This is a genomic window from Kribbella italica, from assembly GCF_014205135.1.
Taxonomy (GTDB): Bacteria; Actinomycetota; Actinomycetes; order Propionibacteriales; family Kribbellaceae; genus Kribbella; species Kribbella italica.
Window position 1 is genome coordinate 199,959 of the sequence record NZ_JACHMY010000001.1, and the last position, 24,400, is coordinate 224,358.

At 69.9% G+C, this 24,400-nt stretch carries 27 protein-coding genes; 19 read left to right on the forward strand and 8 right to left on the reverse strand.

The genetic code is table 11. The features are described 5' to 3' along the window. Positions 1-51: 51 nt before the first annotated feature. Positions 52-870, reverse strand: coding sequence for a mechanosensitive ion channel family protein (locus HDA39_RS01160; RefSeq protein ID WP_238355951.1), 819 nt, complete (start codon positions 868-870; stop codon positions 52-54). Positions 871-937: 67 nt separating this feature from the next. Between HDA39_RS01160 and HDA39_RS01165 the strand changes: the two genes are divergently transcribed. Together HDA39_RS01165 and HDA39_RS01170 are read left to right on the forward strand one after the other, a co-directional pair. Further along, positions 938-1,924, forward strand: coding sequence for a DUF2157 domain-containing protein (locus tag HDA39_RS01165; protein ID WP_184793382.1), 987 nt, complete (start codon positions 938-940; stop codon positions 1,922-1,924). Next, entirely contained in the window at positions 1,921-2,862 is a 942-nt protein-coding gene (locus tag HDA39_RS01170) for an FAD-dependent oxidoreductase (RefSeq protein WP_184793383.1), read from the forward strand. Before HDA39_RS01165 ends, HDA39_RS01170 begins: the two co-directional genes overlap by 4 nt. Here HDA39_RS01170 and HDA39_RS01175 read toward each other — a convergent pair. Next, on the reverse strand, positions 2,849-4,321 hold the full coding sequence (locus HDA39_RS01175) for a glycerophosphodiester phosphodiesterase (protein WP_184793384.1): 1,473 nt from the start codon (positions 4,319-4,321) through the stop codon (positions 2,849-2,851). The genes HDA39_RS01170 and HDA39_RS01175 overlap by 14 nt on opposite strands. Before the next feature lie 160 nt (positions 4,322-4,481). Between HDA39_RS01175 and malQ the strand changes: the two genes are divergently transcribed. The 6 genes from malQ (at position 4,482) to HDA39_RS01205 (ending at position 9,243) form a co-directional block, all read left to right on the forward strand. After that, complete coding sequence (gene malQ, locus HDA39_RS01180; RefSeq protein WP_184793385.1) at positions 4,482-6,596, forward strand: 4-alpha-glucanotransferase; 2,115 nt, start codon at positions 4,482-4,484, stop codon at positions 6,594-6,596. A 103-nt stretch (positions 6,597-6,699) separates the two neighbouring features. Further along, positions 6,700-7,293, forward strand: coding sequence for a lytic polysaccharide monooxygenase auxiliary activity family 9 protein (locus tag HDA39_RS01185; protein ID WP_184793386.1), 594 nt, complete (start codon positions 6,700-6,702; stop codon positions 7,291-7,293). Positions 7,294-7,373: 80 nt separating this feature from the next. Further along, on the forward strand, positions 7,374-7,877 hold the full coding sequence (locus tag HDA39_RS01190; protein WP_184793387.1) for a hypothetical protein: 504 nt from the start codon (positions 7,374-7,376) through the stop codon (positions 7,875-7,877). Between the two features lie 83 nt (positions 7,878-7,960). Next, the gene (ctaJ, locus tag HDA39_RS01195) at positions 7,961-8,242 is read left to right on the forward strand and encodes an aa3-type cytochrome oxidase subunit CtaJ (protein WP_184793388.1); all 282 of its coding nucleotides are present in this window, start codon (positions 7,961-7,963) and stop codon (positions 8,240-8,242) included. Next, positions 8,229-8,627, forward strand: coding sequence for a DUF5130 family protein (locus HDA39_RS01200; protein WP_337925583.1), 399 nt, complete (start codon positions 8,229-8,231; stop codon positions 8,625-8,627). The genes ctaJ and HDA39_RS01200 overlap by 14 nt, the downstream gene beginning before the upstream one ends. Before the next feature lie 40 nt (positions 8,628-8,667). Beyond that, positions 8,668-9,243: a GNAT family N-acetyltransferase gene (locus HDA39_RS01205; protein ID WP_337925584.1), complete on the forward strand. Its 576-nt coding sequence runs from the start codon at positions 8,668-8,670 to the stop codon at positions 9,241-9,243. Here HDA39_RS01205 and HDA39_RS01210 read toward each other — a convergent pair. Continuing rightward, positions 9,240-10,295 carry a hypothetical protein gene (locus HDA39_RS01210; protein WP_184793391.1) on the reverse strand — a complete coding sequence of 352 codons (1,056 nt, stop codon included), beginning with the start codon at positions 10,293-10,295 and terminating at the stop codon, positions 9,240-9,242. The genes HDA39_RS01205 and HDA39_RS01210 overlap by 4 nt on opposite strands. A gap of 276 nt (positions 10,296-10,571) precedes the next feature. Here HDA39_RS01210 and HDA39_RS01215 point away from each other — a divergent pair, with 276 nt between their 5' ends. Further along, positions 10,572-11,711 carry a serine hydrolase domain-containing protein gene (locus HDA39_RS01215; RefSeq protein WP_337925585.1) on the forward strand — a complete coding sequence of 380 codons (1,140 nt, stop codon included), beginning with the start codon at positions 10,572-10,574 and terminating at the stop codon, positions 11,709-11,711. Here the strand turns inward: HDA39_RS01215 and HDA39_RS01220 are convergent. Further along, on the reverse strand, positions 11,708-12,238 hold the full coding sequence (locus HDA39_RS01220; RefSeq protein WP_337925586.1) for a hypothetical protein: 531 nt from the start codon (positions 12,236-12,238) through the stop codon (positions 11,708-11,710). The genes HDA39_RS01215 and HDA39_RS01220 overlap by 4 nt on opposite strands. Positions 12,239-12,320: 82 nt before the next feature. Next, positions 12,321-14,894 carry an aminopeptidase N gene (gene pepN / locus HDA39_RS01225; RefSeq protein ID WP_184793393.1) on the reverse strand — a complete coding sequence of 858 codons (2,574 nt, stop codon included), beginning with the start codon at positions 14,892-14,894 and terminating at the stop codon, positions 12,321-12,323. Between the two features lie 87 nt (positions 14,895-14,981). Here pepN and HDA39_RS01230 point away from each other — a divergent pair, with 87 nt between their 5' ends. The 6 genes from HDA39_RS01230 (at position 14,982) to HDA39_RS01255 (ending at position 19,723) form a co-directional block, all read left to right on the forward strand. Then, complete coding sequence (locus HDA39_RS01230) at positions 14,982-15,584, forward strand: mycothiol-dependent nitroreductase Rv2466c family protein (RefSeq protein WP_184793394.1); 603 nt, start codon at positions 14,982-14,984, stop codon at positions 15,582-15,584. Between the two features lie 95 nt (positions 15,585-15,679). After that, positions 15,680-16,474 carry a serine hydrolase gene (locus tag HDA39_RS01235; protein ID WP_337925587.1) on the forward strand — a complete coding sequence of 265 codons (795 nt, stop codon included), beginning with the start codon at positions 15,680-15,682 and terminating at the stop codon, positions 16,472-16,474. Between the two features lie 19 nt (positions 16,475-16,493). Next, on the forward strand, positions 16,494-16,970 hold the full coding sequence (locus HDA39_RS01240) for a ribose-5-phosphate isomerase (protein WP_184793395.1): 477 nt from the start codon (positions 16,494-16,496) through the stop codon (positions 16,968-16,970). Between the two features lie 153 nt (positions 16,971-17,123). Beyond that, a complete protein-coding gene (locus tag HDA39_RS01245) occupies positions 17,124-17,999 on the forward strand; it encodes an Fpg/Nei family DNA glycosylase (protein ID WP_184793396.1) in 876 nt (291 codons plus the stop codon). Positions 18,000-18,047: 48 nt separating this feature from the next. After that, positions 18,048-19,253, forward strand: a complete 1,206-nt coding sequence (locus HDA39_RS01250) for a PP2C family protein-serine/threonine phosphatase (protein ID WP_184793397.1) — start codon at positions 18,048-18,050, stop codon at positions 19,251-19,253. Positions 19,254-19,264: 11 nt separating this feature from the next. Then, positions 19,265-19,723: a hypothetical protein gene (locus HDA39_RS01255; protein ID WP_337925588.1), complete on the forward strand. Its 459-nt coding sequence runs from the start codon at positions 19,265-19,267 to the stop codon at positions 19,721-19,723. Here the strand turns inward: HDA39_RS01255 and HDA39_RS01260 are convergent. Then, complete coding sequence (locus HDA39_RS01260; RefSeq protein WP_184793398.1) at positions 19,720-20,163, reverse strand: MarR family transcriptional regulator; 444 nt, start codon at positions 20,161-20,163, stop codon at positions 19,720-19,722. The two genes, HDA39_RS01255 and HDA39_RS01260, sit on opposite strands and share 4 nt — an antisense overlap. 80 nt (positions 20,164-20,243) lie before the next feature. Between HDA39_RS01260 and HDA39_RS01265 the strand changes: the two genes are divergently transcribed. Further along, on the forward strand, positions 20,244-20,429 hold the full coding sequence (locus tag HDA39_RS01265; RefSeq protein ID WP_184793399.1) for a hypothetical protein: 186 nt from the start codon (positions 20,244-20,246) through the stop codon (positions 20,427-20,429). A gap of 27 nt (positions 20,430-20,456) precedes the next feature. Next, positions 20,457-20,894, forward strand: a complete 438-nt coding sequence (locus HDA39_RS01270; protein ID WP_184793400.1) for a nitroreductase family deazaflavin-dependent oxidoreductase — start codon at positions 20,457-20,459, stop codon at positions 20,892-20,894. On the opposite strand, the gene HDA39_RS01275 is transcribed toward HDA39_RS01270, so the two are convergent. Then, positions 20,891-21,418 carry a DUF6609 family protein gene (locus HDA39_RS01275; RefSeq protein ID WP_184793401.1) on the reverse strand — a complete coding sequence of 176 codons (528 nt, stop codon included), beginning with the start codon at positions 21,416-21,418 and terminating at the stop codon, positions 20,891-20,893. The genes HDA39_RS01270 and HDA39_RS01275 overlap by 4 nt on opposite strands. A gap of 115 nt (positions 21,419-21,533) precedes the next feature. Between HDA39_RS01275 and HDA39_RS01280 the strand changes: the two genes are divergently transcribed. After that, positions 21,534-22,262 carry a CDP-alcohol phosphatidyltransferase family protein gene (locus tag HDA39_RS01280; protein ID WP_184793402.1) on the forward strand — a complete coding sequence of 243 codons (729 nt, stop codon included), beginning with the start codon at positions 21,534-21,536 and terminating at the stop codon, positions 22,260-22,262. Between the two features lie 3 nt (positions 22,263-22,265). After that, positions 22,266-23,156 (forward strand): DMT family protein, encoded by an 891-nt coding sequence (locus tag HDA39_RS01285; RefSeq protein ID WP_184793403.1) that lies wholly within the window; start codon positions 22,266-22,268, stop codon positions 23,154-23,156. Here HDA39_RS01285 and HDA39_RS01290 read toward each other — a convergent pair. Continuing rightward, positions 23,101-24,276 (reverse strand): AAA family ATPase, encoded by a 1,176-nt coding sequence (locus HDA39_RS01290; RefSeq protein WP_184793404.1) that lies wholly within the window; start codon positions 24,274-24,276, stop codon positions 23,101-23,103. The two genes, HDA39_RS01285 and HDA39_RS01290, sit on opposite strands and share 56 nt — an antisense overlap. Positions 24,277-24,400: the final 124 nt, after the last annotated feature.

Here is a 24,400-nt window from a genome sequence, read left to right on the forward strand (position 1 = left end):
CGGCGCCGGTTCCCTGAGGGGACCGGCGCCGTTCGTTGTTGCTGCTGCTGGTCAGTCGGGTGGGGTGTGGCCCCCGGTGGGGCGGGCGGTGGCGTCGGACGTCGTGGCCGCGGCGGGTTGTTCGGTGGGAGCGTCCACGACGTGTTGCTCCTCTTCTTTTTCCGCGGCGGAGCCGACGCCCGACGGGCCGGCGTTGGGGTCGCGGTTGGTGAGGTTGCCGATCCGCAGGACCTCGCCGTTGCGGACGTACCAGATCGTGCCGTCCTCGCCGCGCAGGCGGGTGACGCGGAGGCCGACCGCCTCGACCACGCCGGTGGCCTTCTCCATGTCGATCAGGTCGCCGACGCCGTACTGGTCCTCAAAGATCATGAAGATGCCGGCCAGGAAGTCCTTGACCAGCGTCTGGGCGCCGAAGCCGAGCGCGACGCCGATGATGGAGGCCGACGCGACCACCGGCAGGATGTTGAAGCCGAGCTCCGCGAGCACCATCACCACCGTGACGGCGGTCAGCACGATCGTCACCGCGCTGCACAGCAGCGACGCGATCGTCTCGGCGCGCTGGGCGCGACGCTCGGTGAACAGGACGTTGTTCTCGACGAACTCCTGACCGCGCTTGGACTTGGCCAGGACGCCGGCCACGGCGCCGTTCCCGGTCCGCCGGGCGAACCGCCGGATCGCCTTGTGCAGCAGCCAGCGCAGCACGAAGAACGCCAGCACCAGGCCGACGATCCGGGCCGGGACCATGACGATCTGATCCGTCACTTCGAGCTTGCCGTCGTTGCCGCGGCGGAAGAAGGTCGGGAACTGTTCAGGCAGTGAAAGCAGGGGGTGACTGAGCAGGGACACGGGGTAGCTGAGCAGAATAGGCATCTCGCCGCCCTACTGTAGTGACCACCGCCTGAACTCACGAACCAACGTCATGGAGGAAAGACGGTCTATGCCGAGCAGGCTGGATGACGAGCTCAAGCGCTTGGTGAGCGCCGGAGTGCTGCGGCAGTACCAGGCGGACGCCCTCCGTGACGCGGCCGATGCGGACAGTGCGCCCGAAGCGTCCGGAGCGACCAAAACGGCCGAGACACCCGCGCCGAAGCAGCCCCGGCCGACTCCGCCGCACAGCTCGGCGCTGATGGAGGTGCTCGGCTACATCGGTGGCGCCTTGCTCTTGGGGGCTGTGGCCCTTCTCACCGTGGCCAACTGGGGCGAGATGGGTCGCGCGGCCCGCATCACCACCGGCACGAGTGCGGCCGTCCTCCTGCTCGCCGCCGCGGTGGTGCTCGCCCTGTTCCGCCGCCGCGAGCAGCTGAGCTCCGCACTGGCCTCACTCGGCTGCTGTGTCGCCGGCTTCGCCACGTACGTCGCGATCGAGGGCGACACCGGCCGGATCGTCGGTGTCGCTGTCGCCCTGGCGCTGGTCGTGGTCGGCGTCTGGTGGTTGCGGGGCTCGTCGCTGCTGGTGGCGATGTTCGGCATCCTCGCCGTCGGGGTGCTGGTGATCACCTCCGACGTGCTGACGCCAGCGGACAGCGTGCACACCAACACCGCGGGCATCGCCGGCACCGGGTTCATCCTGGTCGCCTTCGTGCTGGCCATGGTCGGTCTGGTCCGCGACCAGGTGACGTCGTGGTCCCTGGCCGGTGCGGCGATGTTCAGCTCGTCCATCTGCTGGCTGATCCAGGAGCGCGGCGAGGTGATGGCGCTGGCCGTCGGTACGGCGGGGCCGGCCGCGCTGCTGGTCGCGTACGGCCGGGTGCACGCGTCGTCGTACGCGGTGGTCGGGTGCTCGATCCTGCTGGTGATCTGGCCGACCGCGCTCTACCAGCTCACCGACAACGTGGCCGGCGTGGCGATCGGGCTGGTCGTCGCCAGCGCCGGCCTGCTGGTCGCCGTACTCGTGCTGTCTCGTCGCCAGCGGCGGACCGCGTGAGAGTCGTCGTACTGGGTGCAGGCGTCAGCGGTCTGTCCACTGCGCTCCTGCTGCGTGAGCGCGGCGACGACGTCGTCGTGGTGAGCGCTGACGCCACCGAGGCGACCACCTCCCACCTGGCAGCGGCAGTCTGGTTCCCCACCTCGGCCGGACCGGCTGACAAGGTCGCCTCTTGGGGCAGTACGACGTACGACGTGCTCGCAGACGAGGCAGAGCGCGGCGTGCCGGGCGTGGTGATGCGGGAGTCCCTCGTGGTCTACCGCGAAGAGCCCGGCCCTCAGCCCTGGGCCGACGCAGTCGGTGAGGTCAGACCGGCAAGGCCGGACGAGCTCCCACCCGGCTACACCCACGGACTGCGCTTCGCCGTACCCCTGGTCGAGATGCCGACCTACCTGCCACGCCTGCACCAGCGCTACCTCGACACCGGCGGTCAGCACCTCGTACGCCGAGTCGCCGCGCTCACCGACCTGCTCGACCTGTCCCCGGACGTGATCGTCAACTGCGCCGGTCTGGCCGCCGGACAGCTGGTCGGTGACAGTACGACGTACCCGATCCGCGGTCAGATCGTCCGGGTGCGCAACCCCGGCCTCACCCTGTCCGTCCGCGACGAGCACCACCCGGCCGGGCGGGCGTACATCCATCCGCGCACGGACGACTGCATCCTCGGCGGCACGCTGGACCAGGGCAGCTGGGACACCGCCGTCGATGACGCGACCACCGCCTCGATCGTCGCGCGCTGCACCGACCTGGTCCCCGCACTGGCCGACGCCGAGGTGATCGAGGCGCTGGTCGGCCTACGCCCGGGCCGGCCCGAGGTGCGGCTGGAGCGGGACGAGCAGCTGGTCGACGGCGTACCGGTCGTGCACAACTACGGCCACGGCGGCAGCGGCATCACCCTGGGCTGGGGATGCGCTCAGGACGCGGTCAGCCTCGTGTGACCTTCAGGCCGCGCAGCGACAGCGTCCCGTCGAGCGAACCGCGGCCCAGGTGCAGGTAGCCGCCGCGGAACGCGTTGTCCTCCACGGTGATCCGCGCCGGGCGGTCCAGCCGGCTCCAGGTCAGCCGGGTCGGCGTCACCTCCAGCCGGAACTTCATCCACCGCCCGCGGACCGGCTCGGCCGTCACCTCCGAGCCGAGCAGTGTGCCCGCCGGCTTACCCGCCTCGTGCTGGTAGAGGCCGACCTCGCCGTCGCGCTGCATGATCGCGTGGTACCCGTTGGACAAGCCCTGCCGGTGCTCGTAGTACCGGTCGTCGCTGTGCCCGAACGCCAGCGTGAGGTTGGCCGCCGGGTCCTTCGGCAGCACGTCGTACGACGCCTCGAACTCGATCGAGTACGTCGGTACGGTGATCGGCCCGAGGTTGCCGAGCGTGAGGAAGTGCTGCGCCTTGCTCGCGGCCAGGCGGATCGACCCGCCCAGCCCCCACTGCAGCGCGAAGCGGTCGTCGTACGGGTCTCTGGTCAGCTCACCCGCTACGGCGATGCCGCGGGCCCACTGGTCGGCCACACCGATCTCGGACTTGCCCAGCAGGTAGGTGATGTTCGAGGTGACCGCTCCAGCCATGCCCAGCGCGGTGTAGTGGGTCAGGTCGGACCGGCGGTGCAGCGGGTAGGGCCAGATCGGCATGCCGGTCGCCACGGCGTTGTCCACCAGTTCAGCGGCCAGGTAGCCGCCCGGGCCGGAGTTCGGTACGACGATCGCGTCGCTGCGCGGCGACAGCAGGCTGGCGACGGTCTGCACCGACTCGATGGTCATCTCGGCCGGGGTCGTGTAGTACGCGAACACCCCGAGGCCCTGGCGCTTGGCCTCGGTGATCCGCTTGCTCTTGAAGTACGTCTTCAGCATCACCGACGTCTCGAGCCGGTGCTTGGCGATCATCGACATCATCGGCGCGTGCGCCCGGCCGTCCTTGGCCTCCACGCAGAGGATCACCCGGCCACCGAACCGCTTGAGCACCTCCTCGAACAGCGGCACCCGGGCCTTCGTGCTCTGCCAGTACGGGCCCAGCCGGGCCACGTCGATCCAGCCCTTCTGCAGGTCGGCGTAACTGATGCGGCTGAGCAGGCCGGCCAGATTGGTGGTCCGGTCCAGACTCTGGTCGTGCAGGCAGACCAGCACGTTGTCGGACGTCATGCCGACGCTGATCTCCAGCGCCTGGGCGCCTGCGTCGAACGCCGCCTGGTACGACTCGATGCTGTGCTCGGGGAACAGGTCGCCGATGCCGCGGTGCGCGATCAGGTACTTGTTGCCGCGGTCGGCGACCCAGTCGGTCAGGTTGACGTTGCCCGCCGGTTCCGCCGTCCCGTCCGCCGCGTCGGCTCCACGACAGCCGGTAGCCGCCGCACCTACTGTCAGTGCGCCGATCCAGCCCAGCGCCGTACGCCGTGTGATCTCCATAGCCTGTCCCTCCGGCGACACAGGCCCCCGCCTGTCGCTCTACCACCGGCAGCGTAAAGGCATCCGGCGTCTGGTGGCACAGGTCGATCCACGAGCTTGACCATCTTCTGCGGCGCGCTGCGTTCTGCTCAGGGGCCGGTCATACGGCAGACTCGCACGCGTGACTGCTCCCACCCCAGCCCTTGTCGAGCTAGCGGTAGCCCACGGCGTTGCGACGGAGTACTGGGACTGGCAGGGCAGACATGTGCAGGTCTCCACCGAGGTGGTGTCGGCTGTGCTCGCCGCACTCGGGGTGGACGCGTCGACGCCGGCCAAGGCCGCCGAGGCTCTCGACGAGTACCAGCTGACCCGCTGGCGTCGAGTACTGCCCGCCACTGTGGTGATGCGCGAGGGCTGGACTCCCTGGTTCCCCCTGCACGTGCCGCACGGTACGACGGTCGAGGTGTGGGTCGACCTGGAGGACGGCGGCCAGCGTCGCGACATCCCGCAGCAGGAGAAGTGGGTCGAGCCGGAGTGGGTGGACGGCGTACAGATCGGTGAGGCGACGTTCCAGCTGCCGGGAGACCTTCCGCTCGGCTACCACCGGCTCTGCGCGCGCATCGGCAGCAGCCCGGAGGTCTTCACCGGCACGGTGATCGTCACGCCGCCGCGCCTCGAGCCGCAGCAGCTGGACCGTACGTGGGGCTGGGTGCTGCAGCTCTACTCGGTGCGCTCGCGCCGGTCGTGGGGGATCGGTGACCTGCACGACCTGGCCGACCTCGCGGCCTGGTCGGCCGGTGACCTGGGGGCCGGGTTCGTCCTGATCAACCCGCTGCACGCCGCCGAGACCGCCGGCCGGATGGAGCCTTCGCCGTACCTGCCGGCCTCGCGCCGGTTCGCGAACCCGATCTACCTGCGGATCGAGGACATCGACGAGTACGGCGACCTCGCGCCGGCCGAGCGCGATCGCGTGCGCACGCTGGGGCTCCAGAGCCGCGCGCTGAACGAGGACGTCGACTGGCTCGACCGGGACACCGTCTGGGCCGCCAAGCGGGAGGCGCTGCAGCTGCTGTTCGGCGTCCGTCCGTCGATCGGCCGGATCGCCGAGTACGGCGCGTACTGCGACCGCGAGGGCCACGGCCTGATCGACTTCGCCACCTGGGCCGCGATCGCCGACGTGCACGGACCGGAGTGGAGCAAGTGGCCCGAGGAGCTGCGCGACCCGGCCGGCCCGGCAGTTGTTGCCTTCCGCAACGACAATCCGGACGCGGTGGAGTTCCACTGCTGGTTGCAGTGGCAGCTCGACGAGCAGCTGGCCCGGACCCAGGCCCGGGCCAAGAACGCGGGCATGCAGCTGGGTGTCGTCCACGACCTTGCCGTCGGGGTGCACCCGGACGGTGCCGACGCCTGGGCGCTGCAGCGGGTGCTCGCGGCAGGCATCCACGTCGGTGCGCCGCCGGACGCGTTCAACCAGCAGGGGCAGGACTGGTCGCAGCCGCCCTGGCGCCCGGACGCACTGGCCGAGACCGGGTACGCCGCCTGGCGTGAGCTCGTCCGGGCCCAGCTGCGGCACGCCGGCGGGCTGCGGATCGACCACATCCTCGGCATGTTCCGGCTCTGGTGGGTGACCTCGGAGGAGAGCCCGACGCAGGGCACCTACGTGCGCTACGACCACGAAGCGCTGATCGGCATCCTCGTCCTGGAGGCCGCCCGCGCTGGTGTCATCGTCGTGGGGGAGGACCTCGGCACGGTCGAGCCGTGGGTCCGCGACTACCTCACCGAGCGCGGCGTACTCGGTACGTCGGTGCTCTGGTTCGAGCGGGACGCCGACGGCAAGCCGCTGGCCCCGGAGCGGTGGCGCGAGCTGTGCCTGGCCACCGTGACGACGCACGACCTGCCGCCGACGGCCGGCTACCTCGCCGGTGACCACGTCGAGCTGCGAGACCGGCTGGGCCTGCTGACTCGCCCGGTGGCCGAGGAGCTCGCTGTTGACGAGGCCGACCGCGACGCCTGGCTCGCGGCACTCCGCGAGCGGCACCTGTTGTCCGGCCACGAGGGAGAGGTCGAGCGGATCGTCGAGGCGCTGCACCGGTACGTCGCGCACACGCCGGCCAAGCTGATCGGCGTCGCCCTGGCCGACGCGGTCGGCGAGCGCAGGACCCAGAACCAGCCGGGCACCACCGACGAGTACCCGAACTGGCGGATCCCGCTGGGCGGGCCGGACGGGATGCCGGTGCTGATCGAGGACCTGCCCAACAACACGCGCCTGCGCCGCCTGGTCGGCGTCCTGAGATAACTATCTGTCAGGTGACGCTCACGAGCTGTTGACAATAGAATTGAAAGGTTGCTATCTATTGTCCTTTCCGTACCGCCCCCCTTGACGGAAAGGAAGTCCTCGCATGCGAGCACGCAGAAGAACCCTCGCCGGGATCGCGATCGGTGCGCTGGCACTGACCGGCCTGATCGCCGCGCCCACGGCGTACGGCCACGGCTACACCACGTCCCCGACCAGCCGGGCCAAGCACTGCGCGAGCGGCGCGGCCCAGAACTGCGGCAACATCCAGTGGGAGCCGCAGAGCACCGAAGGACCCAAGGGCTTCCCGGGCGGCGGTCCCGCCGACGGCAAGCTCTGCTCGGCCGGCATCGGCGCCTTCGACCAGCTGAACGACCAGCGGGGTGGAGCCTGGCCGGCGACCCAGCTCAACTCCGGTTCGCTCTACACGTTCAACTGGACGCTGACCGCGGCCCACGCGACGACCGACTTCAAGTACTACGTGACCAAGCAGGGCTGGGACCAGAACGCCCCGCTGACCCGGTCGGCGCTGGAGCTGACGCCCTTCCTGACCGTCCCGTTCAACGGCGCCCGGCCGGGCTTCCAGGTCTCGCACTCCGGGCAGCTGCCGAACCGGTCCGGCCGGCACATGATCCTCGCCGTCTGGACCATCGCCGACACCACGAACGCGTTCTACCAGTGCTCCGACGTCACGTTCTGACGGACGGCGTTTGGTAACTAACTTTCCTGGGCAAGGCACTCCTTGAAACTGACCGCCCCGCTGTTTCAAGGAGTGTCCCCATGAAAACCTCCGTACGCCGTGTGCTGGTGACCGCGGTCGCCCTCGTCGCCGGGCTGACGCCCGGTGTCGTCGCCGTCCAGCAGGCCGCCGCCGTCACCAAGCTCACCCACAGCCAGGCCACCAGCCGGTTCAGCGCCGCCGGCGTCACCTGGTCGTCCAGCGGCGGCTGCTCGAGCCGCACGAATCCGACCTGTACGTCGTTCGACCAGATCAACCTGGCGACCGTGCAGGGCACGATCACCCTCAAGCAGGCCAGCGGCTGCGCGGTCCGGGTCACCGGCGGCACCGAGGTCGGTCATGCCGGCGGCACCTACAGCCACTACAACGGGTACAAGGTCGACGTCGCCGTCAGCGGCTGCGTCGACGGCTACGTCAAGGGCACCTTCACCCGGATCGCCAACCGTGGCGACGGCGCTCCGCAGTGGCAGTCCGGCGCCGGCAACGTGTACGCCAACGAGGGCAACCACTGGGACATCACCTACCACAACTGCGGCGGCTGCTGACCCCCTGAACCCGGCTCCGGCTGTATTGCGTGCAGCCGGAGCCGGTCACCGCCTGACGATCGTGATGGCCTAGGCTTCGAGCCGTGACAACTCAGCTCTCCGGCCACACCCTGCTGGTGTTCGTCGGCATCCCGGCGCTGGTCATCGCGGTGATCGCGCTGCTGGTCTTCGCGTCCTCGATCGCGCAGGGTCCGCGGTACCGCCCGGGACTGTCCTGGTGGGCCCCGCCGGTGTGGATCAACGGCCCGGTGGCGACCAAGCCGGACCCGGCCAACCTGCCCCAGCTCCCCGCCGGCAGCACCCCGACCGCGACCGCCGCGAGTGGCGTCGCCCGTTCGACCGGAGGCGCAAGTGCCAGCTGGTGACGCTTTCACCCACGACCAGCTGCTCGACCTCGAGCGCGCGGTCCGGCACGCCGAGGCGGCGTCCGGCCTGCACTTCTCGGTGTACGTCGGCGGCGCCGACTCCGAGACCCGGCCGTTCGCCCTCGAGCTGCTGAACGAGCTGCCCGACCCCGACCGCACCGTGCTGGTGTACGTCGACCCGGCCGGCCGCCGGCTGGAGATCGTCACCGGTGCCACCGCCAAGCGGCAGCTGTCGGACCACTCGGCCGGACTGGCCGCGCTGACCATGCAGACGTCGTTCGCCACCGGCGACCTGACCGGTGGCCTGGTGACCGGCGTACAGCAGCTCGGCGACCACGCGCACCAGGCGCCGATGCTGCACGCCAACGAGCCGCACCAGCAGTAATTCACCTGCCGCCGAGGCCCTCCTCCGGTAGAAAGATGTGGTGAGTCCGACGCGTCTCGAGCCGACCGAGATCCAGGCCGGCGACCTGCTGCTGCGACCGCTCAGGCTGTCCGACGAGCCGGCGGTCGCCGTCGCCTTGGCGGACCCGGGCATCCTGCGCTGGACGGCCGGCAACGCCGTCATCGCGCTCCCGGCGGCCCAGCGCGCCAAGGCGTGGCTGGAGCCGCGGGTGCGCGCGTGGACGCTCGGCAACGCGGTGTTCGCCATCGACGACCTCACGAGTGGAGAGTTGCTCGGCGCGGTGACGCTGCGGGACGTGCACCGGATTCCCGACCAGGCGCTGGCGGCGTACTGGGTGACGCCCGCGGCTCGCGGCCGTCGGGTGGGTGCACGGGCGCTGGACGCGGTGAGTCAGTGGGGATTCGCCGGCGGCCTAGGGCTGCACCGGATCTCCCTGGACCACGCCCTGGTCAACGAGGGCTCCTGCCGCGTCGCCACGGCCGCCGGCTTCCAGTTGGAGGGCGTGATGCGCGACTACTACGTCGAGCCCTCCGGCAAGCGGCACGACTCGCACCTGCACGCCCGGCTCGCGACCGACCCGGGCCTGCAGAGTTAGTCGAGCGCTGTCGCGGGCTCGTACGTCGGGCACGCGTTGTTCTGGTACACCTTCTGGACCTTCGGCGAGATGCACGCGTTCATCGCGTTGAGCGACGACGACGCCGGGCCGAGGTAGACGATCCAGGTGGCCGTGGTCGGCTGCCCGCCATCCACGAGGCCGGGGTACTGGCCGTCGGCCAGCATGGCCCGCGCCGGGACGCCGGCGGCGATCAGCTGGGCGGCGAGTCCCTTGGCGGCCTGGTCGGAGGCCATGCCCGCGTCGGTCGGGTAGGTGTCGAGCACGGCGATCCACTGGCCCTTGCGGAACTTCGGCGACTCCGCGCCGGTGTCCGGCGTCTTGCTGGCGGCGGTCGTCTTCACCGTCGAAGGCTTGGCCACGGCGGGCTTGCGGTCCGCCTTCGCCGTACCGGGTGCGGCCGGGGCCGGCGGGTTCGACGGCTTCGTGGGCGCGACGGCGGCGGCGTCCCGGCCGGAGTCGGTGCTGCCGCCCGCCTGGGGCTCCGGTGAGCTGCCGTTGCTGAGGATGAACGCGACCACGCCGACGATCGCCGTACCGGCGACGACGGCCGCACCGATGGCGGCGTGCGAGCGCTTCGGCCGCCCGCCCTTGCCGCCGTTGCCGCGACGGCCCTTGCCGTTGTCGCCGCGGTTCCCGGACGAGCCGGTCGCGGTGGCGGGTGCGTGCTCGCGAGCAGCGGCAGCCGCCGTACGACGGTCGGCGGCGGGGCCGACCCGGGTGTCCCGGTTCGCCCGGCCGGGGGCGCTGTGGGTGCCGTCGGCCGGCGGGTAGTACGCGTAGTCGTCCGGAAGGTGCTCCACCCCGTACGACGTCGCGTGCGCCGCGGCGACGTGCCGCGACGGCTCGGTGTCGATCAGTTCGTCGAACGGCGCCGGAGCGATCCGGTCGGTCGGCGGGTGCTGAACTGGTTCAGGTTGGGCGGGTTCGGCAGCTTCTGCGGGCGCGAACGACGCACCCGCGGCAGCGGCCAGATCGGCAGCCGGACCCGACCAGAGGTCGGTGGGCGGATTCCGGTGGTCCAGGGATGTCACGGCAAAGGTCCTCCCCAAGTCCTTTCCGTCGGATTTTCCGGTTCAGCTTAAGCCTGAACCCGCCGGTAAGTGAGTACTCCTCAGGTGCCAGAAATCTCCTTTCCTGACAGGTGATCGCGGTCCGGAACCGGTCCGCGACAGTCTGCCGACAAACAATCGTTTGAGCGTCACCGGTAGCGCACGCGCTACCACTGTCCGGGTTTTCAGGCGATGGCGCTGAATTCCTTCGATCACCAGGCTGCTGGAAACACATTCACCGAAATCGAAGGAAATACCGTGCTGCTGAAGAAGTTCCTGACCGTGGTACTGACACTTTCCGTAGTGCAGGTGACACCAGCCGTCGCGACCCGGCCGAACGACCTGCAGCGTGACGCAGACCGCATCACCGCCGTCGGCGTCACCGGCGTCCTGGCCCGCGCCACCTCGCCGTCCGGGCACTCCCGGACGGCTGTCAGCGGGGTCGCGACGCTGGACAGGCCGGCCCGGCCGCGGGCCGACGGGTACTTCCGGATCGGCAGCACCAACAAGACCCTCGTCGCGACGGTGGTGCTGCAACTGGTCGGCGAAGGGCGGATGGGGCTGGACGACACGGTGGAGAGGTGGCTGCCGGGCTACGTTCGCGGCCACGGCAACGACGGCCGGCTGATCACTGTGCGGCAGCTGCTGCAGCACACCGCCGGCATTTACGACGGCAACTTCCCTGGCATCGACACAGCCGAGCAGTACTACGAGCGGCGGTACGACGTACGGACCGAGGAGGAGTTGGTCCAAGCAGGGCTGAGCCATGCGCCGGACTTCGCGCCCGGGACGGGCTGGCAGTACTCCAACACCGGCTACAACCTGGTCGGGCTGGTGATCAAGGCGGTCACCGGGCGGCGCTGGTACGACGAGGTCGAGCGGCGGATCGTACGGCCGCTGGGGCTGCGGCACACGTACTGGCCGGGGTCGGCCGCGCGGATCGCCGACCCGCACGCCCACGGGTACACCAGGTTCGCCGCGGGGGAGCCGTACATCGACACGACCGAGCTGGTCGACGCGGACGCCTCTGGTGGGTACATCTCGACGATCGCGGACCTGGACACGTTCCAGCGGGCGTTGTTCGGCGGGCGGCTGCTGCGACCGGCGCAGCTGCGGGAGATGACCCGGACCATCGCGGTCGGGGGGAGCGCGGCCGAGCTCTGGCCGGGCGCGCGCTACGGGCTCGGGATCTTCTCGCGCGACCTGGCGTGCGGTGGCACGGTGTGGATCCCGAGCGGGGACCAGATCGGCTACCGGACCCGGCTTGCCGTCACCGGTGACGGGCGGCGCAGCGCCGTGGTGTCGATGTCGACGCAGCTGTACGACTCGATCGACGTCGTGTTCGCGCAGGACAACGCGGCCCGGACGCTGCTGGACCGGGCGATCTGCTCGAGCTAGGTGCCCGACGGGATGCCGTCGAGCTTCGGCGCCGGGCGGGTGTCGAGGGCGTCGTCGAGCCAGGCCTCGATGTCGACCTCGGCGTTGAGGATGTGGTGCACGTACGACGAGCGCTCGTGGGTGAGCACCTCGAGCTCCCACACGGTCGGTGCCACTCCGGTCGGAGCGGGGCGGAGATCGTCGACGGCGAGACCGCTGAAGAGGCTGAGGCGGGACCGGAAGTCCTTGGACCAGGTCTGCACGACCAGCGAGATGCCTTCGTCGAACAGGTGCAGGACGACGACACCGAGGCCCAGGCCGCCCATCGCGTCGTCGAACTCGAGCTGCCGGGTCGCGGTGGCGCGGGCGGTGGCGACCATCTCGTCGTCCCAGGAGCGGCCGCGAGACGTCACGACGTACGGCTTGACCAGGCGGTGCGGATAGCGCCAGGGCATCAGGGGAGTGACCGGGCGAGGGCGGTACGCCTCGGCCAGTCCGGTGAGAGCAACTGCAGCTGCACCAGCAAGGGCGGGATCAGGGGAAGCCACCGAGACAGTCTGCTGCATGCGGTGGAAACGATCGACCCCGCCGACCAAACAGGTCGGCGGGGTCGTCGTGATAACTGAGGACTCAGCCCTCGGCGTCGCGGCGCTGGGCCGCGAGGGCGCGGACCAGGTCGGCCCGGGCCTCGCCGACGTAGCGCAGGGTCGGTGCGTCGAGCGACTCGGCCTCCGTGTCCAGCCAGCCGGTCAGCGCGTCCAGCGTCGAGGACTCCGCCAGGTTGCGCGGCGAGAGGTAGACCAGAACGTTCTCGCCCATCGAGGAGCCGAGCCGCGTGTAGACGTCCTTGGCCGCCGACAAGTACTTGCCGACGTACGGCCGCAGCAGCTCCTCCTGGCCCGGCTGCTGGAAGCCCAGGATGGTCCGGAACTGCGTCTCGTTCGGGGTGTCCTCGGACTCCACCGCGATCTGCCAGGCCGCTTCCTTGGCCTCGGCGGTCGGCCGGGCGGCCCGGGCCTGCGCGGCCCGCTCCTGCCCGGTGATGGTGCTGTCGCGGGTCAGCTCGTCGTCGATCGCGTCGCCGTCGATCCGGCCGAGCCGGGCCAGCGCGATGATCAGAGTCCAGCGCAGGTCGGTGTCGACGACCAGTCCGTCCGGCAGGTCGGTGCCGTCGAGCCAGCCGGCCAGCCGGTCCGCACCGGCGCCGGAGAAGACTCCGCCGATGTAGGCCCGGGCAAACGCGAGCTGGTGGTCGCTGCCGGCGGCCGCGTCGGCCAGCAGCTCGGCCAGCGCCTCCTCGTACTGCGCCCGCAGGGCCGCCCGGTTCTCCGGTACGGCGTAGTTGTTGATCGCCGTGGTCGCCTGCCCGAGCAGCGACCGTACGCCGGTCAGGTCCGTCTCGGCGCGGATCCCCTTGAGCACGATCCCGACGTACTGCGAGGCCGGCATCTCGGCGTCGCGCGTCATGTCCCAGGTCGCACCCCAGGCCAGCGCCCGCGGCAGCGACTCGGACAGCTGGTCGATCGACTCGACCAGGGTCGCCCGGGAGCGCTCGTCGAGCCGGATCTTGGCGTAGGTCAGGTCGTCGTCGTTCAGCAGCACGAGGTCCGGCTGCGTCGCGCCGACCAGCTCGGCCAGCTCGGTCCGCGGACCGTCGATGTCGACCTCGAACCGCTCGGTGCGGACCAGACCGGCGTCGGTCCGCCGGTAGAGCCCGACCGCGAGCCGGTGCGGCCGCAGGACCGGGAAGTCCGCGGCGGCGGTCTGCTCGATCGCGAACGACGTGAACGCGCCGTTGCCGTCGACCGCGAAGTCCGCGCGCAGCGTGTTCACCCCGGCGGTCCGCAGCCAGCGCTCGGTCCAGTCGTCGAGGTCGCGCCCGGACGCCTTCTCCAGCGGCTTCAGCAGGTCGGCCAGCTCGGTGTTGCCGAAGGCGTGGTCGGCGAAGTACTCCTTGAGCGCCGCGACGAAGGTGTCCTCACCGACGAACGCGACCAGCTGGCGCAGCGTCGAGGCGCCCTTGGCGTAGGTGATGCCGTCGAAGTTCACCTCGACCGCGTGGAAGTCGACCATGTCCGCGGCGATCGGATGCGTCGAGGGCAGCTGGTCCTGCCGGTACGCCCAGGTCTTGCGGGCGTTGCAGAACGTCGTCCAGGCGTCGGCGTACTTGGTGGTCGCGGTCGCCTGGGCCCAGTGGCTGGCCCACTCGGCGAACGACTCGTTGAGCCACAGGTCGTCCCACCAGGTCATCGTGACCAGGTCGCCGAACCACATGTGCGCGAGCTCGTGCAGCACGGTGTTCGCGCGGCTCTCGAGCTCGGCGTGGGTGGTCCGGCTGCGGTAGATGTACTCGTCGCGGATCGTCACGCAGCCCGCGTTCTCCATCGCGCCCATGTTGTACTCCGGCACGAACGCCTGGTCGTACTTGCCGAACGGGTACGGCGTACCGAACGCGCGCTCGAACAGCTCGAAGCCCTGCTTGGTCACCTCGAACAGGTCCTCGGTGTCGAGGTGGTCGGCCAGCGACGGCCGGCACAGCAGAGACAGCGGGTACGTTCCGTTCGGGCCTTCATAGGCGTCGGTGACGACGTGGTACGGACCGGCGACGACGGCGGTGATGTACGTCGACATCGGCACCGTCGGCGCGAACTCCCAGCGGGCCAGCTCCTCGCCGTTCTCACCGGTGTACGGCGTGGGCTCGGGGGTGGCCGCGTTGGAGATGACGACCCAGCGGGCCGGGGCGGAGACGGTGAAGGTGAAAGGGGCCTTGAGGTTCGGCTGCTCGAAGGTGGCGAAGACCCGGCGCGCGTCCGGGACCTCGAACTGGGTGTAGAGGTAGGTCTCCTTGTCGGCCGGGTCGACCGAGCGGTGCAGCCCTTCACCGGTGCGCGAGTAGATGCAGTCGGCGACCACGCGCAGCTCGTTGCGGTCCTGCAGCCCGTCCAGCTGGATCCGGGCGCCGTCGTACACGCTGTCCGGGTCGAGGCTGCGGCCGTTCAGGGTGATCTCGCGAACGCCTCCCGCGATCAGGTCGGCGAACGTGCTCGCGCCGCTCTCGGCGCCGAAGGTGAGCGTGGTGGTCGACGCGAAGGTCGGTGCGCCGCTCGCGGCCGTGCTCAGGTCGAGCTCGATCGCGTAGCTCACGTCACGAAGCAGTCCGGCACGGGTCCGCGCTTCGTCGCGCGTCAGGTTGGTTCCAGGCATATCGGCATCCTATGCACCTGACTGCATGTCGTGGTGAGGGTTTCCCCCAGACCTCGTTCTTTTTGTTGATCTTTGTATTGTTTAGCTATGACTGCCCCCGCTGAATTCTGGTTCGACCCGGCCTGCCCGTGGGCCTGGATGACGTCTCGCTGGATGCTCGAGGTCGAGCAGGTCCGCGACGTGAAGACGACCTGGCACGTGATGAGCCTGTCCGTCCTGAACGAGGACCGCCAGGAGCACGACGCCGGCTGGCACCGCCGGCTCGGCATCGTCCGGGTCCTGATCGCCGCCGAGCAGGCGCACGGCAACGAGGTGCTCCTGCCGCTGTACACCGCGCTCGGCGAGCGGATCCACGTCCAGGGCCGCGGGACCACCGGCTCCGACGGCGACGTGCTCGCCGAGGCGCTGGCCGAGGTCGGCCTGCCGGCCACGCTGCTGGAGGCCGCGGACACCGACAAGTACGACGACGCGCTGCGCAAGTCCCACAACGCCGGGATGGAACTGGTCGGCATGGAGGTCGGTACGCCGGTCATCGCCGTCGAGGGCGTCGCCTTCTTCGGCCCGGTCGTCACCCCCGCTCCGAAGGGCGAGGCGGCCGGCAAGTTGTGGGACGGCGTCCGCTTGGTCGCGGGCACCGACGGCTTCTTCGAGCTCAAGCGGACGCGCGACCGGAGCCCGTCCTTCGACTGAGACTTTCGGTCTCTCGTACAAGGGTTGAACGTTCGACTTCTGCGCGCGAAGGTTACCCACCAAGCATCTGACGTCGATGGTTAGTGGGTTCCCCTGTGCCTCCTCTGCGTGCTGACCTGTCCGCGGTTCTGACGACGAGTTCGGTGATGCTGACGGCCGGTGTCACCGTGCTCGACCGCGACACCGGACAGGTCACCGAGCAGCTGAATCCGGACCTGCCGTTCCGGTCCGCGTCGGTGGTCAAGCTGCTGGTGGTGCTCGACTTCCTGTGGGACCGCGGGACGGCGTACGAGATCCCTGCCGAGGACCGGGCCCGGCTCGAGGTGATGCTGCGCAGCAGCGACGACGACGCGGCCAGCTACTACTGGGACGAGCTCGGCGGCGGTGCGATCGTCGACCGGATGGTGCAGCGGCTCGGCCTGACCCACACGACGCGGCCGCCGGCCACGCACCCGGGCTTCTGGGGGTACGTCGCGATCACGGCCGCCGACACCGTCCGGATCTACCAGTACCTGCTGGACCAGGCTCCGGCACCGGTCCGGGAGTTCGTGATGGGCCAGCTGCACCAGCCGACCCGGTACGGGACCGACGGGTTCGACCAGTACTTCGGGATCGCGTCGGCGTTCAGCGGGGACTTCAGCATCAAGCAGGGCTGGTCCGGTTTCCTCGGGTCGGGCCGCTCCCGCGAGACCGACGCCGGCATCGATCTGACCAGCGAAGCGCTGCACACGACCGGCACGGTCGGACCGGGGGACCGGGCGATCGTTGCCGTCTACACGCTGCACCCGGTCGGTACGCCGTACGAGCAGGCCTATGCCGACGTCACCGAGCTGGTCCGGGCCCTGGACATCCCGGGCCCGGCGAAGCCCGGCGTCCCGGACGCCGGGTAGAGCTGCGAGACTCATGGCCATGCGAGTGCACATCGGCTCTGACCACGCCGGATTCGAACTGAAGAACCACCTGGTGCAGCACCTGACGGCTGCCGGGCACGACGTCGTCGACCACGGCCCGGCCGTGTACGACGCGGTGGACGACTATCCGCCGTTCTGCCTGCGGACGGCCGAGGCGGTGGTCCAGGACGACAGCAGCCTGGGCATCGTGATCGGTGGCTCCGGCAACGGCGAGCAGATCGCCGCGAACAAGGTGAAGGGAGTCCGGGCCGCGCTGGCCTGGAGCACCGAGACCGCCAAGCTCGGCCGCGAGCACAACAACGCGAACGTGATCAGCGTCGGCGCCCGGATGCACAGCACCGAGGAGTCGACCGGTTTCGTCGACACGTTCCTGGCCACCGACTACTCCGGCGAGGCGCGGCACACGCGCCGGATCGAGATGCTGGCCGGTTACGAGGAGACCGGCGAACTGCCGCCGCTGCCGGAATCCTCCTGAGTCTCCCGCGGTTGTTCCCGGTGAGGCCGGTCGTCGCGCGGCCGGGACACGTCCCGCGCCCGCATCGACCGGCCGATCCCGATCACGGTCGGAGTCGGAGCGCTCCGGCCCTTGCCCGCACCACCTGCTGACGTCGTCCCCATACGAGGAATCATGCCCGAAGGTCACACCCTGCACCGGCTGGCGAACGACGTCTGGGACGCGTTCGGTGGCCGGGTCGTCCGCGCGTCCAGCCCGCAGGGCCGGTTCGTCGACGGAGCCGCCCTGCTCGACGGGCGGGTGCTGCGGCACACCGAAGCCCACGGCAAGCACTTCCTGGCCGAGTTCGACGGCGGCGGCTGGCTGCACATCCACCTCGGGCTGATCGGCAAGGTCGACTTCGGGACGGCGCCGATCCCGGAACCGGTCGGCCAGGTCCGGTTGCGCTTGCAGAACGACGCGGCGTACGCCGACCTGCGCGGCGCGACGGTCTGCGAGGTGATGACCGACGGCGAACGCGAGGCGCTGATCGGGCGGCTCGGCCCCGACCCGTTGCGCGACGACCCCGATCCCGACCTGGCCTGGAAGCGGATCCAGCGCAGCAAGCTGCCGATCGGCCAGCTGCTGATGGACCAGGAAGTGCTGAGCGGCGTCGGCAACGTCTACCGCGCCGAGGTACTGTTCCGCGCCAAGCTGCACCCGATGACGCCGGGTCACCTGGTGAAGAAGCGCGAGTGGCAGGGCATGTGGACCGACCTGCTCGCGCTGATGAAGTACGGCGTGGAGACGGGCCGGATCGACACCGTCTCCGACGACCACACGCCGGAGGCGATGGGCCGCGATCCGCGCCGGGACGACCACGGCGGCGAGGTCTACGTGTACCGGCGTCAGGGGCAGCACTGCCACGTCTGCGACTCGGTGATCCGGACCGAGCTCCTGGCCGGACGCAACCTCTTCTGGTGCCCCAAGTGTCAGCGCACCGGCCTGACCCGGCGAGCACCGGTGAAGGCGCCGAAGAAGGCGCCGAAGAAGTCGATGGTGAAGAAGTAGTGACGATCTGATGCGCGGACCGGCCGGTGCCGTTATCTTCATCTCACCATGAGCGGCCGCGGCGGTTTCGCACGCCTGCGACGGGCCGGCCTGCGGGCTGCCCGGACGCTGGTTCGTCGTGCCCGCAAGTCGCATCCGCTGACGCTCCTCATGCTGCTCGGCGTCACGGTCGCGATCAGCGCGCTGTCGCTGTTCCTGCCGTCATTGATACCCACCGCGGCGCTGACTATTCCTCTGCTGCTGGGGGGATTGCTGCTGCGCTTCAAACCCCTGGTGGTGCTGACGTTCGTCGCGCTGGTGCTCGGTTCGTTCGTGATGTCCGAGCGTGCGGCCGGACTGCCGAAGGTCGGTCTCGTGGTGACGCTCGGCGTGGTCGGCTGGATCGTGCTGACCGGTGCGAAGGTGCGTAGCCGGCTGGGCGTCCAGGGCAGTCGGGGCGAGTCGATGCTGATCGAGCTGCGGGGCATGCTGACCGCCCAGGGCGTGCTGCCGCGGCTGCCGTCGGGGTGGCTGGCCGACGCGTCGATCCGGTCGGCCGGCGGCCAGTCGTTCTCGGGTGACTTCGTCGTCGCGGCGATGCGCGGCGAGGACCAGCTCGAGATCGCGCTCGTCGATGTCTCCGGCAAGGGAATCGATGCCGGGACGCGGGCACTGCTGCTGTCCGGCGCCTTCGGCGGCCTGCTCGGCGTCGTACCGGTCGAGGAGTTCCTCCCGGCCGCGAACCACTACGCCCGGCGGCAGGAGTGGGACGACGACTTCGCGACCGTCGTGCACGTGGCGATCGACCTGGGCACCGGCGAGTTCGAGGTCCGTACGGCGGGGCACCCACCGGCGATCCAGTTCGACTCGTGGTCCGGGCGCTGGACGACGCGGGACGCCGACGGGCCGTTGCTCGGGCTGGTCGAGACGCCGGAGTTCGCGGTGAACAAGGGTCAGCTCAAACTCGGCGACGCGCTCCTGCTCTACAGCGACGGGATGGTCGAGACCCCGCGCCGCGACATCGGCCTCGGGACGGATCGCCTGGCCGGCCACGCCGAACGCCTGGTCGCGCACGGCTTCGAGGGCGCCGCCGAGGAGCTGGTGGTCGAGATCGGCGGACCGGGCGACGACTCCGCGATCGTCGTGATCCACCGGCGGACGCACCCGTCCGAGGTCGCCGCCGACAGCTGTCCGGGGGCCGGTCGCAACCAGCCCGCGACACGTCGTCGTACGGCGACGCTTCGCACCGGGCGATCTGAGACCCCGGCCCTGTAGCGTGCTCCACCGTGACGACCGATGGGACGATTGACGAGACGCTGGACGGCATGAGCGCGCCGGACGTGTCGTTCGAGGAACTGGTCGCGACGATGCCGGAGTCCGTGCGGGAGGTCTTCCCGCCGGCGCGCTGGAAACTCGGCAAGCTGTGGGCGCTGGAGCTGCGGACCGAGCCGGTCGAGGTCGCCGACCTGGTCTGGATCTTCGACCTGCCGCTGTGGCAGCTCAACGGCGAACGCTTCAAGGTCACGCCGCACCAGGTCGCCGAGACGCCGATGAACTACCGCGACCACTACCAGCGGGTGATGGACGCCGACCTGGACTTCCCGATCCACCTGGTCGCGTACCGCGGGCGGCTCGTCGTACTGGACGGGATGCACCGGTTGCTGAAAGCCCACTTCCTGCGCCGGCGCTGGATCGAGGGCAAGATCCTGACCGCGGCGCAGCTGCAGGAGTGCGTCGGTCCTTAGGGGGTCGCTGCCTTGATCACTCGGGTCAGATTGCTGTGCAGTGACTCGAGTTCCTTCAGCGTCATGCCGAGCCGGTCGATGATCGCCGGCGGGATCTTCAGGGCTTCCTCGCGCAGCGCGCGGCCGGCCGGGGTCAGCTCGACGGCCAGTGAACGCTCGTCGCGCGGGTCGCGGCCGCGGGTCAGGTAGCCGGCGGCCTCAAGCCGCTTGAGCAGCGGCGACAGCGTGCCGGGGTCGAGCTGGAGCAGGTTGCTGAGCTGCTTCACCGAGAGCGGCGACTCCTCCCAGAGCGCCAGCATCACCAGGTACTGCGGGTGGGTGAGACCCATCGGGTCGAGCAGCGGGCGGTACAGCGCGATCACGCTGCGGGACGCCACGGCGAGCGCGAAGCAGACCTGACGGTCCAGCTGCAGCAGGTCGGCCTCTTCGGTCTGCGACACGGGTTTCTCCTTCGTGCGGTCTGGTCTACACTAACACTTGGTACACAAAGTATTGCCACACCAAGCGTTTGGAGCGTGGGATGAAGAACGAGGGGCTCAGCGTGTTCTACCGGATCCGGTGGCGGCTGACCTGGCTGTTGCTGCACGTGGCCGGCCCGGCGACCCTGCCGGACGCGCAGGACCCGCGCCGCCTGATGGAGCGCCAACGCGCGGCCAAGGTGGCCGCGGCCCGGCAGGCGCGCGAACAGCGGTCGGTGAGCAAGTAGTCACCTTGCGGGGGTACGGTGGGTGACATGTCATCCCAGAGTGAATACGCCCCCAGCACGAGCGACTGGGTTCGCGAGGCGGTCGAGAAGATCGACGCCACCGGGTCCACCGAGGCCGCCGGGTTCAACGGCATGGGCGTCGTGCTCATGACCATGATCGGCAACAAGTCCGGCAAGATCCGCAAGGTCCCGGTGATGCGGGTCGAGCACGACGGCGTGTACGTCGCGGTCGCCTCGCTCGGCGGCGCCCCGAAGAACCCGGTCTGGTACTACAACCTCAAGGCCGATCCGAACGTGACGGTCCAGGACGGCACCGAGACCAAGGAGTACGTCGCCCGCGAGATCGACGGCGCCGAGTACGACGAGTGGTGGCCGCGTTCGGTCGCGGCGTACCCGGACTACGCGGAGTACCAGAAGAAGACCACCCGCAAGATCCCGCAGTTCCTGCTCGAGCCGAAGAGCTAATAGCTCAGCAACACCATGCTGGACCCGGCGGCGATCTTCAGGACGCCGTCGGTGATCCAGAGGGCGCGGTAGGGGATTCCCGGGACGAGCAGTCCGAGTCCGGCGTTCAGGATGCAGAGCAGGCCGAGCAGTCCGCAGATCGGTCCGTGCGAGAACGCCAGGATCAGGAAGTGCACGCCGACCACCAGCAGGATCCACAGCCAGAACTCGCGCGAGGTCCGGTCCGGCACCTTGGCGACCACCAGGTTGACCAGGCCGACCTCGGCGACGATGCCGATGCCGAACGCGACGTACTGGTAGATCGCCGGGTAGCCGAGACCCTCGAAGATCGTCTTGGTGATCCCACCGACCATCATCACCAGGACGGCGAGCGCGGCCCCGGTGATCAGGCCCGGCAGGAACCAGCGCCGGCCGCCGACGCCACCGACCACCAGGCCGAGCCCGACCAGCACGAGCAGCGCCCCGCCGCCCCTCATCAAGGGGAACGTCTTGGCCATCCCGGTAAAGTCCGTGATCAGATCCACCGCCGAAGGGTATGCGGTGACGGGTCTAGCTCCCCGCCTGTGAGACGCTGAAGGAGAATGTCCGGCGCGTGGCGTCGACCGAGTTCTGGGAGTTCTGCTGACCACACACGACGCGGTGCGCGAACCTTTCGTCGGATCGACGCGGCTGCGGCTGGCCGGCCTGGCGCTGCACGCCTACACCGCGAGCGGCACCGTGCTCGCGCTGCTGATCGTGATCGCGGCCATCGACGGCGACGCCGTTCGGGCGCTGTGGCTGATGCTGGCCGCGCTGGTGATCGACGGCACCGACGGCATGCTGGCCCGCCGGCTGCGGGTCAAGGAGACGATCCCGTGGTTCGACGGCGCGATGCTGGACAACATCGTCGACTACCTGACCTATGCCTTCGCCCCGATCGTCCTGCTGTGGACCGGCGGGTACCTGCCGTCCGGCTCGTGGGGCGCGGTGCTCGCGGCGCTGCCGTTGCTTGCGTCCAGTTACCAGTTCTGCCGGGTCGACGCGAAGACCGACGACCACTTCTTCCTCGGCTTCCCCAGCTACTGGAACGTGGTCGCCTTCTATGTGGTGATCCTCGGGCTGAGCCCGTTCGCGACCGGCGTGATCCTGGTGACCTGCTCGATCCTGGTCTTCGTCCCGGTGAAGTACGTCTACCCCTCGCGGACCAAGGTGTTCCGGTCGATGAACCTGCTGACCACCGCGATCTGGCTCGGTTCGTACGCCGTACTGCTGGCGCAGATGCCCGACCCGAACCCGGCCGTCGTCGCGCTGTCGATGGCGTACCTGGTCTACTACGGCGGGCTCAGCCTGTACCTGACCTTCTGGGCGCCGCGGCGGAAGGCAGCCTGAGTAGTGCTGCTCGGTCTGGGAGCCGCGCTCGGGGCGGCCGTGCTGTTCGGCGTCGCCGCGATCCTGCAGGCGGTCGGCTCCCGCAAGGTGCCGACCGGGTCCGAGCTGGATCCGCGACGGCTGGCGGGGTTCGTGATCGCCCTGCTCAAGCAGCCGGCCTTCCTGGCGGCATTGGTGCTGAACCTGGTCGGGTTCGGGCTGCATTTCGTGGCGCTGCGGTTGCTGCCGCTCTACCTCGCGCAGGCAGGGATCGCGGCGAGTCTCGTCGTCACGGCGTTGCTGGCGACCCGGTTGATGGCGGACCAGCTGTCGGCGATCGAGTGGTCCGCGGTGGTCGCGGTCTGCGTCGGCCTCGGCGCGCTCGCGGTGTCGTCCGGTGACGCGGGCGAGGCCGCACGGCATCACGGGCTGACGATCGGGCTGATCGTCGGGCTGGTCGCGATCGCGGTGATCGGTGCGGTGGTGTCGCGGTCGCAGCACGCCAGCGCGACCGCCGTCCTCGGACTGCTCGCCGGGCTCGGGTACGCCGGGGTTGCCATCTCGGCGCGGATGCTCGACGACGGATCGCTGGGCGCGTTGCTGGGCAGCCCCACGACGTACACGCTGCCGGTGAGTGGTGGGCTCGCGTTCGTCCTGTACTCACTGGCGTTGCAGCGCGGGTCGGTGACGCTGGCGACGACGCCGATGATTGCGTTGCAGACGATCGCGCCGGCGGCGGTCGGAGTCTTCGTGCTGGACGACGCCGTACGGTCCGGTTGGGGCCTTGCCGCGATCGGCGGCTTCGTGCTGACAGCGATCGGAGCGCTGATCCTCGTCCGCTTCGAGTCGGTGAAGGACACTAGCGAGTCGGCCACTTCCACGGAGGCTCGTCCAGCAGGCCCTGACCCGCGATAGCGGTCTGGCCGAAGTCCTTCACGAGCTCGATCGTGCGCAGGTCCTGGCCGGTCTCGTCGGCGCCGGCTTGTAGCGCGGCCAGGAACGGGCGGGAGTGCGTCACCAGGATCACCTGGGTCTCCTTGGCCGCCGTGTTGACGAGATTCGCCAACGCGGGCAGGAGATCGGGGTGCAAGCTCGTCTCGGGCTCGTTGAGGACGAGCAGCTCGGGCGGCCGCGGAGTGAGCAGCGCGGCGACCCAGAGCAGGTAGCGCAGGGTGCCGTCGGACAACTCGGCGGCGGCCAGCGGCCTCAGGAGTCCGTGCTGCCGGAAGACGATCTCGAACCGGCCCGACCTGTTGCCGATCGCCACGCTGCTTCCGGGGAACGCCTGGTCGATGGCTTGGTTGAGCGCGTCCCGCGCACCGATCTGGTTGATCGTCTCCAGCGCCGCCGCCAGGTCGGCGCCCTCGGCATCGAGCACCGGCGTCCGCGTCCCGATCCGCGACCGCCGCGCGGGCGCGTCGGCGTCGGTGCGCAGGTGGTCGTAGAACCGCCAGCTCCGGATCCTCTCCCGGACCGCCATCAACTCCGGCGCCCGGTGCGGATCGGCGTACTCGCTGAGCATGCTGTCGAACGACTGCAGCTGGTATCCACCGTCGATCCACCCGCCGTCCTCGTCCCGGATCCGTACGGCGCTGTTGCGGCGGTCCACCAGCAACGACGCCGGCCGGAAGAACGGCCCCGCCCACAAGGCCTCCCGCTTGATCTCCGGATCCTGCCCGAACGGCCCACCCATGGTCGGCATCCCGAAGTCCACGGCGTACCCGTAGTCCTCCGACGCGAACCCCATCCGCAAACTCACCGGCCCGGTCCCGACCGTCCCCTGCACGGGGTACTCGCCTCGCCGTACGGCCTTGCCCAGGACGTCGGGCCCGGCCCAGAGCGTGCTCTGCAGCCCGCCTTCTCTGGCGAGCGCCGCCACCGCGCCGTTCCGCGAAGCATCCGCCAGCAACCTGAGCGCCCGATAGAGGCTGGACTTCCCACTCCCGTTGGCCCCCGTCACCACATTCACCCGCCCCAACGGCACCACCACCCGCCGCAAGGACCGATAACTCTCCACCGCCAACGTCGTGAGCATGCCGCCACGCTACAAACTCCCACCGACAACCCGCTGTCCGTACGGCGGGAGGACGACCCCGTCGTCGAAGAGGCACGCCGGTGTGGCACTCGCGTCCATGGGATCTCAGCGAGCCACTTGCTCT

Excerpts from the sequence above, each read along its gene's own strand:
- HDA39_RS01160 (WP_238355951.1), bottom strand. The coding sequence starts at position 870 with ATGCCTATTCTGCTCAGCTACCCCGTGTCCCTGCTCAGTCACCCCCTG.
- HDA39_RS01165 (WP_184793382.1), top strand. The coding sequence starts at position 938 with ATGCCGAGCAGGCTGGATGACGAGCTCAAGCGCTTGGTGAGCGCCGGA.
- HDA39_RS01175 (WP_184793384.1), bottom strand. The coding sequence starts at position 4,321 with ATGGAGATCACACGGCGTACGGCGCTGGGCTGGATCGGCGCACTGACA.
- HDA39_RS01185 (WP_184793386.1), top strand. The coding sequence starts at position 6,700 with ATGCGAGCACGCAGAAGAACCCTCGCCGGGATCGCGATCGGTGCGCTG.
- HDA39_RS01190 (WP_184793387.1), top strand. The coding sequence starts at position 7,374 with ATGAAAACCTCCGTACGCCGTGTGCTGGTGACCGCGGTCGCCCTCGTC.
- pepN (WP_184793393.1), bottom strand. The coding sequence starts at position 14,894 with ATGCCTGGAACCAACCTGACGCGCGACGAAGCGCGGACCCGTGCCGGA.
- HDA39_RS01230 (WP_184793394.1), top strand. The coding sequence starts at position 14,982 with ATGACTGCCCCCGCTGAATTCTGGTTCGACCCGGCCTGCCCGTGGGCC.
- HDA39_RS01240 (WP_184793395.1), top strand. The coding sequence starts at position 16,494 with ATGCGAGTGCACATCGGCTCTGACCACGCCGGATTCGAACTGAAGAAC.
- HDA39_RS01245 (WP_184793396.1), top strand. The coding sequence starts at position 17,124 with ATGCCCGAAGGTCACACCCTGCACCGGCTGGCGAACGACGTCTGGGAC.
- HDA39_RS01250 (WP_184793397.1), top strand. The coding sequence starts at position 18,048 with ATGAGCGGCCGCGGCGGTTTCGCACGCCTGCGACGGGCCGGCCTGCGG.
- HDA39_RS01265 (WP_184793399.1), top strand. The coding sequence starts at position 20,244 with ATGAAGAACGAGGGGCTCAGCGTGTTCTACCGGATCCGGTGGCGGCTG.
- HDA39_RS01270 (WP_184793400.1), top strand. The coding sequence starts at position 20,457 with ATGTCATCCCAGAGTGAATACGCCCCCAGCACGAGCGACTGGGTTCGC.
- HDA39_RS01290 (WP_184793404.1), bottom strand. The coding sequence starts at position 24,276 with ATGCTCACGACGTTGGCGGTGGAGAGTTATCGGTCCTTGCGGCGGGTG.